The sequence below is a fragment of the Roseateles sp. GW821-FHT09H10 genome (assembly GCF_059415865.1).
Genome location: NZ_JBWKOB010000005.1, coordinates 300,887 through 314,497, shown reverse-complemented (window position 1 = coordinate 314,497; position 13,611 = coordinate 300,887). Strand labels below are relative to the sequence as shown.

Annotated in this window: 13 protein-coding genes; 9 read left to right on the top strand and 4 right to left on the bottom strand. The window is 69.9% G+C overall.

Features of this window, described 5'->3' with window-relative positions:
* The first annotated feature begins 31 nt into the window (after positions 1–31).
* Positions 32–790, top strand: coding sequence for a DeoR/GlpR family DNA-binding transcription regulator (locus AC07OY_RS22630; RefSeq protein WP_495044834.1), 759 nt, complete (start codon positions 32–34; stop codon positions 788–790).
* On the opposite strand, the gene AC07OY_RS22625 is transcribed toward AC07OY_RS22630, so the two are convergent.
* Positions 780–2,087 carry a DUF3422 family protein gene (locus tag AC07OY_RS22625; protein ID WP_495044833.1) on the bottom strand — a complete coding sequence of 436 codons (1,308 nt, stop codon included), beginning with the start codon at positions 2,085–2,087 and terminating at the stop codon, positions 780–782. The genes AC07OY_RS22630 and AC07OY_RS22625 overlap by 11 nt on opposite strands.
* Before the next feature lie 84 nt (positions 2,088–2,171).
* On the opposite strand from AC07OY_RS22625, the gene AC07OY_RS22620 reads away from it, so the two are divergent.
* Positions 2,172–3,305, top strand: a complete 1,134-nt coding sequence (locus AC07OY_RS22620) for a beta-ketoacyl-ACP synthase III (protein ID WP_495044832.1) — start codon at positions 2,172–2,174, stop codon at positions 3,303–3,305.
* Between the two features lie 53 nt (positions 3,306–3,358).
* Positions 3,359–3,850, top strand: coding sequence for a hypothetical protein (locus tag AC07OY_RS22615; RefSeq protein WP_495044831.1), 492 nt, complete (start codon positions 3,359–3,361; stop codon positions 3,848–3,850).
* A gap of 9 nt (positions 3,851–3,859) precedes the next feature.
* On the opposite strand, the gene AC07OY_RS22610 is transcribed toward AC07OY_RS22615, so the two are convergent.
* On the bottom strand, positions 3,860–4,603 hold the full coding sequence (locus tag AC07OY_RS22610) for a transporter (protein ID WP_495044830.1): 744 nt from the start codon (positions 4,601–4,603) through the stop codon (positions 3,860–3,862).
* A gap of 109 nt (positions 4,604–4,712) precedes the next feature.
* On the opposite strand from AC07OY_RS22610, the gene AC07OY_RS22605 reads away from it, so the two are divergent.
* From AC07OY_RS22605 to AC07OY_RS22595, 3 genes are read left to right on the top strand one after another with little or no spacing between them, the layout of a single operon-like run.
* Positions 4,713–5,225: a hypothetical protein gene (locus AC07OY_RS22605; protein WP_495044829.1), complete on the top strand. Its 513-nt coding sequence runs from the start codon at positions 4,713–4,715 to the stop codon at positions 5,223–5,225.
* 37 nt (positions 5,226–5,262) lie between these two features.
* The gene (gene sbcB / locus AC07OY_RS22600) at positions 5,263–6,708 is read left to right on the top strand and encodes an exodeoxyribonuclease I (RefSeq protein WP_495044828.1); all 1,446 of its coding nucleotides are present in this window, start codon (positions 5,263–5,265) and stop codon (positions 6,706–6,708) included.
* Entirely contained in the window at positions 6,705–7,004 is a 300-nt protein-coding gene (locus AC07OY_RS22595) for a hypothetical protein (protein ID WP_495044827.1), read from the top strand. The genes sbcB and AC07OY_RS22595 overlap by 4 nt, the downstream gene beginning before the upstream one ends.
* 1 nt (position 7,005) lies before the next feature.
* Here AC07OY_RS22595 and AC07OY_RS22590 read toward each other — a convergent pair whose 3' ends face one another.
* Complete coding sequence (locus AC07OY_RS22590; RefSeq protein WP_495044826.1) at positions 7,006–8,325, bottom strand: amidohydrolase family protein; 1,320 nt, start codon at positions 8,323–8,325, stop codon at positions 7,006–7,008.
* Between the two features lies 1 nt (position 8,326).
* Positions 8,327–11,449: an amidohydrolase family protein gene (locus AC07OY_RS22585; protein ID WP_495044825.1), complete on the bottom strand. Its 3,123-nt coding sequence runs from the start codon at positions 11,447–11,449 to the stop codon at positions 8,327–8,329.
* Positions 11,450–11,574: 125 nt separating this feature from the next.
* Here AC07OY_RS22585 and AC07OY_RS22580 point away from each other — a divergent pair, with 125 nt between their 5' ends.
* From AC07OY_RS22580 to AC07OY_RS22570, 3 genes are all read left to right on the top strand, one after another.
* Positions 11,575–12,507, top strand: a complete 933-nt coding sequence (locus AC07OY_RS22580; RefSeq protein WP_495044824.1) for a GGDEF domain-containing protein — start codon at positions 11,575–11,577, stop codon at positions 12,505–12,507.
* A gap of 273 nt (positions 12,508–12,780) precedes the next feature.
* The gene (locus tag AC07OY_RS22575) at positions 12,781–13,041 is read left to right on the top strand and encodes a hypothetical protein (protein WP_495044823.1); all 261 of its coding nucleotides are present in this window, start codon (positions 12,781–12,783) and stop codon (positions 13,039–13,041) included.
* Positions 13,042–13,112: 71 nt separating this feature from the next.
* Positions 13,113–13,562 carry a hypothetical protein gene (locus tag AC07OY_RS22570; RefSeq protein WP_495044822.1) on the top strand — a complete coding sequence of 150 codons (450 nt, stop codon included), beginning with the start codon at positions 13,113–13,115 and terminating at the stop codon, positions 13,560–13,562.
* The last annotated feature ends 49 nt before the right edge of the window (positions 13,563–13,611 follow it).

Below are 13,611 nucleotides of genomic sequence, written 5' to 3'. Positions count from 1 at the left end.
CACAATCGCGCAAAACCATGCAATCCCGCAGATGCTGACCGAGCAACGCCACCTCGCCATCCTGGAAGAACTGCAGCGGGCCGGCCGTGTGCTGGCCCGCGAGCTGGCCGAGCGCCTGCAGGTCTCGGAGGACACCATCCGCCGCGACCTGCGCGACCTGTCCGCGCACGGCGCGCTGCAGCGCGTGCATGGCGGCGCGCTGCCGCTGTCGCCGGCTCTGGCCAATCTGGCAAGGCGCAGCACGATCGCGGTCGACGAGAAGCAGGCGCTGGGCCGGCATGCGGCCTCGCTGATTGCCGACGGCCAGCTCGTCTTTGTCGACGGCGGCACCAGCACCCTGGCCATGGTCCGGCAACTGCCGGCCACATTGCGTGTGACGGTAGCCACGCACAGCCCCGTCATCGCCGCAGCCCTGATCGAGCACCCGACCGTGGAGGTGCTGATGCTCGGCGGCCGCCTTTTCAAGCATTCCGGCGTGGCCGTCGGCGCGGGCGTCGCCCAGGCCATCCAGGCGCTGCGCGCGGATTGCTTTTTCCTCGGCGTGACGGGCGTGGAGGCGGCTTTTGGCCTGTCCACCGGCGACGCGGAAGAAGCCCAGGTCAAGGCCCTGCTGATGGCCAGCGCCGCCGAGACGGTGCTGATGGCCAGCAGCGACAAGCTCGGCAAGGTCTCGCCCTATCGCGTCGCGCCGCTGTCATCCCTGTCCACCCTGATCGTCACGCCCCAGGCCGACCCGGCCCAGCTCGACGCGCTGCGGCTGCCGGGCCTGGATGTGCAGCTCAGTGGTTGAAGATCTTGCGGTGGATGCGCCGCGTCGTCTGCCAGACGGCCAGCAGCACGACGGGAATCGCCGCGCCCGCCGCCAGCTCGGGCTGCACCGGCAGCCAGCCCTCGGCCTTCAGCGCCTTGAAGGCATAGAGCAGCAGGCTGACGACGTAATAGGTGATGGCCGCCAGGGACAGGCCTTCCACCGTGGCCTGCATGCGCAGCTGGGTGCGCTGGCCCTCGCCAAGCTGGGCCAGCAGCTGCTGGTTCTGAGCCTCGGTGGCGATGTCCACCCGCGTGCGCAGCAGGGCGCTGGCGCGTGAGATGCGCTGCGACAGGCCGGCCAGGCGCTGGGCCGTCGCGGTGACGGTGGCGATGGCCGGCGACAGCCGCCTCAGCATGAATTCGCCCAGCGACTGCGTGCCCGCCACCTTGCCCTCGTGCAGCTCGGCGAAGCGCTGCTCGACGATGGCCTGGTAGGCCTGGGTGGCGGCAAAGCGGTATTGGTGCGAGGCCGTCGCATGCTCGATGCGGGCGGCGGTCGAGATCAGGTCGTCCAGCAGCTCGGCCTCCGAGGCGCCGCGCTGCTCCAGCCGCGCCGTGATGTTGGCCAGCGTGGCCTCCACCTCGGCCAGCGTGGAGCTCAGCGATTTGGCGGCGGGCAGGCCGCGCAGCGCCATCAGCCGGTAGGTCTCCAGCTCCAGCAGGCGCTGGCAGATGCGCCCGGCGCGGGTCTCGGGCGTGCCCGGCTCAGCCAGCACGACGATGTGCTCGAAACCGGTGGCGCGCAGGCAGAAGTCGGTCACCACCAGCGAATGCCCGCCCATGGTCGAGGCGACAACGGCATGTGCGCCGAACCAGGCCCGGGCTTCATTGAGGGCACTGGGGGCGAAGGTCAGCGGCCGCTCAAGCATGACCAGCTTGATGGCCGCGAAGGTGCGGCCCGGGATGCGGCCCAGCCAGTCGGGCGCGGCGCGCAGGGGCAGGGCGTCCAGGGTCTGGGCGCTGGGCTCGGCATCGGCCGGCAGCGGCTGCACCACCGAGTAGCGCGTGAACTCGGCATGGCGCTCCCACTTCAGCGAGAACTCGCCGCAGCGCAGGCGCAGGAAGTTGGCGTTCAGCGCCTCTTCGGCCAAGTCCTGCTGGCCAGGCAGCTGGCGCAGATGGGCATGCTCGTCGGCGCGGCTGACGCCGTCGTTCAGCACGGCGATGTGCAGGATGACGGCCGGCAGGCGGATGCGTGCCGGCGGGCGGGCATGCACCTCGTTGTGCAGGGCCAGGCGCAGCGCGTCGTCGGGAGGGAGCAAACTGTCTTCGTGCATGGGTCCCCAGGCTAGTGCTTAGTCGGCGCACCAGCATGGCTCGATAAAATTTCAGGCTTCGTACATCAACAGGGCGTCCTCCTCATGCAAGCTTCATTCCCGCCCGTCGTCATTTCCGGCACCGGCATCTACCGCCCGCCCCACGTCATCACCAATGCCGAGCTGGTCGAGGCCTTCAATGCCTATGCCGACCTGCAGAACGCCGAGCACGCCGCGGCCATCGCGGCCGGCGAGCGTGCCGCCCTGACACATTCCAGCGTCGAGTTCATCGAGAAGGCCTCGGGCATCAAGCAGCGCTATGTCATCGAGAAGGACGGCGTGCTGGACCCGGCCCGCATGTACCCGCGCTTCACGCCGCGCGGCGACGACGAGATCTCGCTGATGGCCGAGATCGCCGCCGATGCCGCCCGCCAGGCCCTGGCCCAGGCCGGCAAGACCGGCGCCGACGTGGACGCCGTGCTCTGCTCCAGCGCCAACATGCAGCGCGCCTACCCGGCCATGGCGGTCGAGATCCAGCAGGCCCTGGGTGCCGGCGGCTATGGCTTCGACATGAACGTGGCCTGTTCCTCGGCCACCTTCGCGCTGGAGCAGGCCTTCAACGCGGTGCGCTCGGGCGCGTCCAAGTGCGTGCTGGTCGTCAACCCCGAGATCACCTCGGCCCATCTCGAGTGGCGCGACCGCGACTGCCATTTCATCTTCGGCGACGTCTGCACGGCGCTGATCGTCGAGCGCGCCGAAACGGCCAGCGGCCCTGACCAGTGGGAGATCCTGGGCACCCAGCTCGCCACGCAGTTCAGCAGCAACATCCGCAACAACTTCGGCTTCATGAACCGCGCCGAGGACCGCGACCCGAGTGCCCGCGACCTGACCTTCTACCAGGAGGGCCGCAAGGTCTTCAAGGAAGTCGTGCCCATGGCCGCGGCCCACATCGAGGCGCATCTGCACAAGCTGGGCCTGGAGCCGACGCAGATGCGCCGCTACTGGCTGCATCAGGCCAACCAGGGCATGAACCAGCTCGTCATCAAGAAGCTGGTCGGTGCCGATGCCGGCGACGACGTCGCGCCGCTGATCCTGAACGAGTACGCCAACACGGCCTCGGCCGGTTCCATCATCGCCTTCCACCATCACCGCGCCGACCTGGCGGCCGGCGATGCCGGCGTGATCTGCTCCTTCGGCGCTGGCTATTCCATCGGCAGCGTCGTCGTCAAGAAGCGCTGAACGGCGGCGGGCCGTCGGGTTATCTTTCAGTTCCCAATCCACCGGGGATCGCCATGAATGGACAACTCGCGGCCGGCCTCTGTCTTGTTCTGTCAGCCGGCCTGGCCCAGGCCCAGGCGCCCAAGCAGTTCGAACTGCGCGTCGCCGAGGTGGGCACGCATGTGCTGGGCACCGCCGGCCGCGCCGACGGCCTGCCGCTGAACCGCAGCTATGCGGAGCTGGACACCGGCGAGAAGGCCAAGGTCAGATCCCAATACGAAGGCATGCCGGCCGGCGACGAGCCGCCCTATCCGGCCAACGGCCTGCTGCCCGTCTTCATGGCCGTCCAGACCGGCAGGCAGGCAGCCCTGGGCAGGCTGACGCTGGTGGCCGACGTGGACAGCACCGGCAAGGTCAGGCATGTGGACAGTTTCGGCAAGGTCGATGCCGAGTTCGCGCGCTTCGCGGCCCGGGTGCTGGCATCCACTTCCTTCAAGCCTGGCCTGTGCGCCGGCAAGCCCTGCAATATGCAATACGTGCTGAAGATGCAGTTCGACGGCATCTAGCGCCGCGCATCAGAAGCGCAGCGACAGGCCCAGCGTCCAGGCCCAGTCGGGCGTGTCCCGGTTCAGGCCGCGGAAAACCGCGGCGTCGACCTCGGCGTCAGGCGTCAGCTGCCAGGCCATGCCGGTTCCGGCCGTGGCCACCTTGCCGCCATTGCGCCTGGAAGCCAGTTGCTGGCCGGCGATCTCGGCAAAACCACGCAGCCTCTCGCCCAGCGGGAGGCCCAGGCTGGCCGACAACACGGCGGCCGTGTAGCGCTGGTCGGCGTCGTTGCGGTCCGTCACCAGGCCTGCCATCGCACCGAGGGAATAGCCCGCAGGCAGTTCCCATTGCGCCAGAAAGCTCAGGGCCGGCCGCAGGCCCCGCCCCTTGAACACACCGCTGCCGGTGGGCGTCTGCAGGTTGAACAGCCAGCCCAGGCCGGGCTGGGCGGCGTCGCCCTCCTGCATCTGCCACTTGAAGCCGAGGGCGAGATCGCCGCGACCACGGGCTTCGGGGCCACGCTGCCGCAGCGCGCCGTCGGTCTCCAGCCTCAGCTCCAGATCATGGCCGACACCCAGCCGCAGCAGTGTCGGCGTCAAGCGCAGCCTCATCGAGGCCTCGCGCTGCCAGGCGCCGCTGGTCTCGAACTGCAGCCGCCCCGCGGCCATGACGTCGGGGCCATTGGTGAAGTCGGGCCGGTCGGGCGAGATGGCGTCGTCGGCCTGCGCCGCCAGGGCGATGCACAGCGACGCGGCCAGGCAGGGGGCTTTCATGTCCAAGAAGACTCGGCGAGGTGAATCGTGCGCAATGTAGGCCGCCAGGCAGCGGACTGCATCCGTTATCGTGCGGGCCCTTTTCCAGAGCACCCCAGGAGTGTCCGCAATGTCCTTCCGCCTTGGCCCAACCCTGGCTTGCTGCTTGCTGGCGGCCTGCACTCAAGGCGCCGTCGCCCAGGAGCTGCCACGCAAGCAGTACGAATTCCGCGTCGAGGAAACGGGCACCCGTCTCGGCCGCACCGCCGCGCGCGCCGAGGGCCTGCCACTGAACCGCCGCTACGCCGAACTGGATGCCGCGGAGAAGGCCATGGTCCGCTCCAACTACGAGGGCATGCCCGAGGCCGACGAGCCGCCGTTTCCCGCCGACGGTCTGATGCCCATCTTCTCCGCTTTCCATCGCGGTGCCGAGAAGGGCGCGCCCTTGGGCACCCTGACTCTCGTGGCCGACGTGGACAGCACCGGCAAGGTCAGGCATGTCGACTCCTTCGGCAAGGTCGATGCCGATTTCGCCCGTTTCGCCTCCCGCGTGCTGGCCGGCACGGCCTTCAAGCCCGCCGTCTGCGCCGGCAAGCCCTGCAATATGCAGTACGTGCTGAAGATGCAGTTCGGCATTCTCTGAGCCCTGGCCCCATCGGGGCATCGGCTATCGTGCCGGCATGAGCGACCTGACCTTCTTCTGGCACGACTACGAGACCTTCGGCCGCGTCCCGCGCCGCGACCGCCCCGCCCAGTTCGCCGGCCTGCGCACCGACGCCGAGCTCAACGAGATCGGCGAGCCGCTGATGCTGTACTGTCAGCCGGCACCCGACTACCTGCCCGACCCCGAATCCTGCCTGCTGACGGGCATCCTGCCCCAGCACTGCCTGCAGCAGGGCGTGCCCGAGCACGAGTTCGCCGCCGCCATCGAGACCGTGCTGGCCCTGCCCGGCACCATCGGCGTGGGCTACAACAGCATCCGCTTCGACGACGAGGTCACGCGCCATCTGTTCTGGCGCAACCTCATCGACCCCTATGGCCGCGAATGGCAGAACGGCTGCGGCCGCTGGGACCTGCTGGACGTCGTGCGCTGCGCCTATGCGCTTCGCCCCGACGGCCTGGAGTGGCCCAAGCACGAAGACGGCCGCCCCAGCTTCAAGCTCGAGCATCTGACCATCGCCAACGGCGTGGCCCACGAAGCGGCCCACGATGCGCTGTCCGACGTGCGCGCCACCGTGGCGCTGGCGCGCAAGCTGCGCAACGCGCAGCCCAAGCTGTGGGACTTCTGCGTCAAGCTGCGCAGCAAGCAGGCGGTGTGGGACGAGATCGGCATCGGCAAACCCTTTCTGCACATCAGCGGCATGTATGGGCCGGAACGTGGCTGCATCGCCATGGTCTGGCCGCTGGCGCCTCACCCGACCAACAAGAACGAGCTCATCGTCTGGGACTGCTCGGCCTCGCCCGAGGAGCTGCTGACGCTGAACGCCGCGGCCATCCGCGAGCGCATGTTCAGCAAGCAGGAGGCCTTGCCCGAGGGCGTCACGCGCCTGCCGATCAAGACCATCCACGTCAACAAGAGCCCCATCGTCATCGGCAACCTGAAGACACTCAGCCCGGCGATGGCGGAGCGTTGGGGCCATGACGTCGAGGCCCAGCTCGCGAACGCGAAGCTGCTGGCGGAGAAGGGGCGGCTGCTGGACGGCCTGTGGCTGGACGTCTTCCAGCGCGAGCCCTTCGCGCCGGCCGACGTGGACGAAGACCTCTATGGCGGCTTCATCGGCAACGAGGACCGCCGCGCGCTGAACCGCGTGCGCACGACAGCGCCCGCCCAGCTCGCCGAGCGCGCGGCCCAGGGCAAGCTGGGCTTCCAGGACGGGCGCCTGGACGAACTGGTCTTCCGCTGGCGAGCGCGCAACTTCCCCGCCAGCCTGTCCACGGACGAGGCCGAGCGCTGGCAGAACCATCTGGCCGCACGGCTGCATGAAGGCGAGGGCGGTGCCCAGACGCTGGCGGCCTTCATGGAGCGCATCGACCAGCTCGGCCAAAAGTTCGAAGAGCAGGCCGATGAGCGCGGCGAGGCGATCCTGTCGGCGCTGTACGACTACGCCGAGCAGATCGCCCCATGAAGCCGGAAGCAGGCGGGTTGAGCCTGCTTCCCTTGCTCGGCATCTTTGCCGTGACGGCGGTGAACGCCGTGCTGGTGTTTGGCGCGGGCGTGCTGGCCGTCCATGGGGACGGCACGCCGGGCGGCATCTATGTGGTCTGGACCGTGGGCGGGCTGTTCATCCTGTGCTTCACCGGCTTCGCCTTGTACCGGTGGAGCCAGGGGCGGGCCTCGGTCGGGATTGCCGCCTGCACCTTGCCGTTGGCTTATCTGGCGGCCATCGTCTGCCTGATGGTCCCGCCCCTGCTGGGCTTTTGAGTTAGCGCTTCAGGTATTTGTCCCGCAGCTGGGTCTGCCGGTCGCTCAGCTCCACCTCACGCCCCTGGACGAAGACGCGCTCGATGCGCGTCGTCGGCTCCAGCGGATCGCCGTCGGCCACGAAGAGGGTGGCCAGCTTGCCGACCTCCAGGGACCCCAGCCTGTCGGCGATGCCGAGGATCTGGGCCGGATACAGCGTCACGGCCTTCAGGGCCTCGTCGTCGCTGAGGCCGAAGGCGCGGGCATGGGCGGCCTCGAAGGGCAGGTTGCGCGTATTGGTCGAATCGCGGCCGCCGTCGGCGATGCAATAGCGCACGCCGGCCGCAGCCAGCTGGGCCGGCAGGCTGAACAGGGCATCGGGCGGATCGTCGCGGCGCATGGGCAGGCGCAGCAGGCCGCCGATGATGACGGCCACGTCGCGGGCGCGCAGCGTGTCGGCCACGCGCCAGGCATCGGCGCCGCCGACGATGACGAGCTTCAGCCCATGGCGTGCGGCGAAGTCCAGCGCGAAGCGGATCTGCGCGAGGTCGTCCGCATGCATGAAGACTGGCCGTGCCGGCAGCGCGCCCGGCGTGGCCGGCAGCACGGGGCGCATGGCATCCCAGCGCGTGTCCACCGGCATGCTGGCGTCGGCCGCGCGGGCCAGGGCGTAGGCCTTGGCGGACTCGAAGGCATCATCCAGCAGCTTGAGCCGGGCCTCGGTCGAGCGGCGCATCTCGGCCAGGCGCGCGTCGGGCTGGGTGGGGAACAGGGCGCTGTTCAGCCGCAGCCGCGGCACGGCGATGTGCAGGCCGACCTCGGGGATGAGGGCCATGTCCTGCCAGTTCCAGCCTTCCAGCTGCAGCAGGGCCGAGGTGCCGGCAATGAGGCCGCTGCGGCCGGCGTCGGGCACCGACAGGGCCGTCAGCACGCCACCACCGCGCGTGACGGGCAGCAGCTCGCTGTCGGCGTTGAAGGCCACCAGGGCCCGTGCGTTCGGATTCAGCGCGCCGGTCTCGCTGCTGTCCACGGACGCGCTGACAGACCGGATCTCAGCCAGGCCCAGGCTGCTGTTGGCCGCGACCATGCCGGGGTAGACATGGCGGCCGCCGAGGTCGATGGTCCTGGCGCCGGCGGGCGCGGCCAGCTCGGCGCCGCCGATCGCGCGGATCTTGCCGGCTTCGATGAGCAGGCTGCCGTTGGCGATGACGGGGCTGCTGACCGGGTGGATGACCGCGTTGCGCAGCAGCAGCGGCTCGCGCTGCGGCGGGGGCGGTGTGTTGGGCGTGGCTTGGGCGGTGAAGGCGGCGGCCAGCAAGGTGGTGATGAGTGCGAGCTTCATGTCAGTACGCGTCCACGGTGCATTCATGCCAGGCGTCGCCGCCGAAATAGCTGTGGCGGTCGCGGTTGGCTTGGTGCAGCCAGCGCTGCAGTTCGAGCTGATCCAGGGCCGCGGTGACCGGTGTCGCCGGTCGGCCCTCGGGGGGCGCCGCGGCCTTGGCGCGCTCGGGCAGGGCCAGGGCGACGAGGCGGGCGCGCTCGGCCCGGTCGCGTTCGCGCAGCTGCGCATCCTCGCCGCGGTCGAAATAGCGGCGGCCGTCGATCCAGGTCTGTTCGGCCCGGGCGGCGCTGGACAAGGGATTGGCGCTCCAGATGACGAAGTCGGCGTCCTTGCCCACCTCCAGCGAGCCGACGCGGGCATCGATGCGCAGCTGCTTCGCCGAATTGATGGTCACGAACTTCAGCGCCTCGGCCTCGAGGGATCGGCTTTCCTCGTGCTCCGCACTCCGGATTTCGCCCTTGGGGCGGCCGGGCGGGCTCAAGCCCCAGTCCTTGCCGCCATAGCGCAGAAACTTGGCGGCCTCGGTGTTGAGGCGGCGGGCCAGTTCGTCGCTGTCGGAATTGAAGCTGGTCAGCACCCCGGCCTTGCGCGTCATCGCGCCGCTGTAGGGAATGGCGTCCTGCACCTCGACCTTGTAGCCCCACCAGTCCGAGAAGCCCGAGGCGCCGGCGCCGATGGACGCGATCTCGGGCGCGACCTTGTAGGCCTCCAGCACATGCTGGAAGGTGGCGACGTCCAGGCCGAACTGCCGGGCCAGCGCGATGAACATCAGGATCTCGTCGGCGCGGTAGCTGTGGATGTGGATGACGCGCTTCCTCTCCAGCAGCTCGACCAGGGTGTCCATCTGCAGGTCGCGGCGCGTGTGCGGGTCGGCCTTGCGACGCTCGCGGTAGGCCTGGGCGGCCAGGAAGGCGTCGCGCATCACCTGCTCCACGCCCATGCGCGTGGCCGGGTAGCGCGGGTCGGCGTCGGCGGCGGCGGGGAAGTTGGCGCGCTTGACGTTCTCGCCCAGCGCGAACTTGATGCCGGGCACGGCGCCCTCGAACTTCAGCGCCTCGGCGTCCAGGCCCCAGCGCAGCTTGATGACCTGGTTCTGGCCGCCGATGGCATTGGCCGAGCCGTGCAGCAGGTTGCTGCTGGTCACGCCGCCGGCGAGCTGGCGGTAGAGGCTGATGTCGGTGGCATCCACCACATCGCCGACGCGCACCTCGGCCGTCACCGAATGCGCGAACTCATTGGTGCCGCGGTGGACGGCGGTGTGGGAGTGGGCGTCGATGAGGCCGGGCGTCAGATGCCTGCCCGCCGCATCGATGACGACGGCGCCGGCCGGCGCGGCCAGGCCCTTGCCGATGGCGGCGATGCGGCCGTCGCGCACCAGCAGGTCGGTGGCTTCCAGATTGCCGGCCGCGGCACTGGTCCAGACCGTCGCGTTGCGCACCAGCACGGCGGCCGGCCGCTCGGGCGGCGTGGCGCGGCCGAAGACGCCGGCCGGGAAGGTGGCGGGTGAGGGCGAGGCGACCAGGGGCAGCTTGGGTGCCGGCGGCTCGAAGGGCGCGACGCGCGTGGCCGTCCAGGCCTGGGTGCGGCCGTCGGCCAGCGTCAGCGCACCCACCAGCGTTGTGCCCCGTCCTTCGAGGCGCAGGCTGCTGCTGCCGCCTTCGCAAGGCCAGCGCAGCAGCAGTTCGCGGCCACGCTGCTGCAGCTCGCAGGCCTTGCCGTCGACCTGCAGCGTGGGCTTGGCCCGCGTGCCGGCGATTTGCCAGTTCACCTCGGCACCGCCGGCGGTCTTCACGGTCCAGCGGCCACGGGCATCGAAGCGCTCCCAGGCTTCGGTCGGCAAGGGCTGGCCGTCGACGAAGGCGATCTCGACCTCGGCCTGCTCGCTGGCGAAGAGGTCGCCGCTCGCGACGATGACGTCGGCCAGCTGGCCCGGCGCGAGCCGCCCCAGCCGCGGCTGGTTCAGCAGCCTGGCCGGCGTCGTCGTCAGTGCGGCCAGTGCGGCCTCGGGCTTGAGCCCGCGCTGCAAGGCCTGGCGCAGCCGCGGCCAGAAGTCCTTCTTCACGTCCTTCAGGCCTTGCGTCGAGATCGCGAACTCGACACCGGCCGCCTGCAGGGCCGCGGCATTGCCGGGCGCTCTCTCCCAGTGCTGCAGCAGCTGCAGCGGCACGTCCAGCGCGCTCTCGGGCTGTTCGACCTCGGGGGCGGCCGGATAGGCCAGGGGCAGGATGACGGGCAGACCCAGGGCCTTGAGCTGGGCGGCCTTGCGGTATTCGTGGCCGGTGCCCTGGGCGATCAGCTTCAGGCCGAACTCGTCGCGCAGCTTGGCGATGCGCAGCAGGTCTTCCTCGTCCAGGGCCTCGTGCACGACGGGCTGCTTGCCTGACAGCGCCGGCGCCAGGGCGCTGAGGCTGGTGTTGAACTCGCGCCGCTCACCCTTGGGCGCGGGGCCGGCGGCCCATTGGGCGTTCAGCAAGGTCTGGCGCTGCAGCGCGATGCTGCCCATCAGCGAGGTCGGGTAGCTCAGGTTGCCGGAGCGGCCGCCGCTCTCGAAGTCGAAGGTCGTGTACTCGTGGGCCAGATGCTGGGCCACGTCGCTGGCCAGCACCAGGCTGCGCGCATCGCCGCCGTCGCGAAGGCTGATCAGCGCACTCTGGCCGCGAAAGACCGCGCCCGTGGGCGGCAGGGACAGGGCGGTCGTGAAGCCCTGTTCGCGTGCGGCGCGCACGTCCTCGGCCTTGATCTCCAGCGCCGCGGCCTGGCGGAATTCGCTGCGCACCCAGCGCTGGCCGGGCGTCTGGCCCCTGGCCTTGGGGGGCTCGACGCGTCCCTGGCCGAGGCTGCTGGCCGCGTCGATGAAGCCGGCATAGACGGTTCGGCCCTGCAGCGCCCAGACCTTGGCGCCGGCCGGCGGCTTCACATCGGCGCCGACGGCGACGATGACGCCATCCTTCATGACCAGGGTGCCGTTCTCGACGACCTGGCCCGGTCCCAGCACGAGGCGGGCGCCGGTCAGGGCATGCCAGCGTGGTGTGGCGTCGCGCAGACCCTGAGGGATTTCACTGAGCTGCTGGGCCTGGGTGAGGCCGCTGAGCAGGGCAAGCAAGGAGACCGGAAGCAAGCGCATCGTCTCGTGGTGTCAAGGCGCCGTGGTACGGCAAGGACGCGGACTCTAACGCCGTGATGCACGTCATGGTCGAAACCCGGCAGTCCTGCGATAGTCGGGCCTAGAAGATCGACCCGGAGACCCCCATGAGCAGCGCTACTCCCGCCTCGACCGAGGACACCACCTCTGCCCGCCTGCGTGCCCTGCTGGTACGCGCGCCGACAGCCGTCGCCTTCGTCTCCGGCCAGCGTTTCGAGGTCGTCAGCGAGGAGTTCAACCACATGTTCGGCTTCGGTGACGACACCGACCTGACCGGCCAGGCCACGCGGGTCGTGCACACCACCGACCTCGCCCACACGGCCCTGCAGGAGCGCGCCGACGCCGCTTTTGCCGCCGGCCGGCCGCTGGACGAGGAGATCGAATACGTCAAGCGCGATGGCCACCGCTTCTGGGGCCGCCTGCAGGCCACGCCGGTGCACTGGGACGCGCCGATGGGCGAGTCGCTGTGGATCGTCGAGGACGTCAGCGCCGCGCGCGCGCAGCGCCTGCAGCCCACCTGGACGGCCAAGCACGACACCATCACCGAGCTGGCCAACCGCCGCGAATTCGAACGCCGCCTGGGCGAGCATGTCGGCAGCCGCCGCAACGAGCCGGTCTCGGTGCTGTGGCTGGACGTGGACCGCTTCGGCGAGGTCATCAAGGACATGGGCGCCGAGGTGGGCGACCATTTCCTCTACGGCCTGGGCCAGATGCTGATCGGCAAGGTGCGGGCCTCCGACCTGGTTGCCCGCCTGGAGGAAGACCATTTCGCCATCCTGCTGCCCGACTGCGACCAGCACTACGCCCAGATCATTGCCGAGAAGGTGCGCTCCGCCGTCGCCAGCTACCGGCTGCGCTGGGGCCTGCACCGCACCCGCGTGAAGGCGTCGCTGGGCGTCGTGCAGATCCAGCCGACGCTGATGACGGTGGACGCCGTGCTCGGCGGCGCAGCCCTGGCCTGCACCGAGGCCAAGGCGGCGGGCGGCGACAGCGTCCGCGTGTTTGTTTCCGCCGGCGGCTTCGAGGAACTCGCGGGCTGAAACTGGCCCCTCGCCCAGTCTCGCGGCGCTGAACGCGCGCGAACCTGATCGGTCCCCAGAGGGGACGGCGATGCTTGCGGCATTGAGCCGCAAGCACATCGCCAAGGGGGCCGGCTCGGGAGCGGCCCAGCGCTCGGCCCGGAACAAAAGCACGCTTGCGGAGGTGGTGATCCCCGGAAATGCGGGGTTTTTCGCCTTTTGTTCTAAAGTTCACTCAGGCGTTGCCGATGTACGGCCCAAGCGCTACTGAACTGAATCCCGATGAACGTCGCCATGTCCACCGCTCTGACAGGTATCTCGTCCGCGAACGAGCGCCTGCGCGCGTCGTCGGCGAACATCGCCAACCTGGCTGCGACCAACCAGAGCCGCCCCAGCGCCGAGCCGACCAACGTCGACAAGGTGCCTGAGCGCGAGATCAATCCGGCCAACGAGATCGTCGAACAGCAGTCCGCCGCCTATGCCTATGTGGCCAACCTGAAGGTGCTGCAGACGCAGATCAACACCACCGGCGCCCTGCTGGACATCAAGGCCTGAAATTGTTTGCCCCTCGCCCGGTCTGGCGTGCTGAACGCCGCCAGCCCGGTCGGTCCCCCGAGGGGACGGCGATGCCTGCGGCATTTCAGGGCCGCACGGCCGACGGCCGCACGCTGGCGCGCGAGGCCTATTTCCTGGAGTTCGCCCGCGAGCTGGCCGGCGTGGCCACCATGCCGCTGATGACGACCGGCGGCATCACCCGCCCGGCCGTGGCCGAGGCCGTGCTGGCCGGCGGCGTGGCCCTGGTCGGCCTGGGCACGGCGCTGGCGATGGCCCCGGAACTGCCACGCGACTGGCAGGCAGGGCAGGGCAGCGTCGCGCCACGGCCCCAGGTGGGTTGGAAGGACAAGGTGCTGGTGGGCCTGGCGACCATGGCCCTGGTGCGCCGCCAGCTGCAGCGCATGGCCGCCGGCAAGCCGCTGCAGCCTCAGGCTTCACCGCTGTGGACGCTGATCGCCGACCAGCTGCGCACCAGGCGCCTGACCCGGCGCTACCGCGGCTGGCGGGCGGCGCGCGCCTGATTTCACCCTGTTCGCCGCGGGGCTGCGTACAAGCAGAGGTCTCCCCACT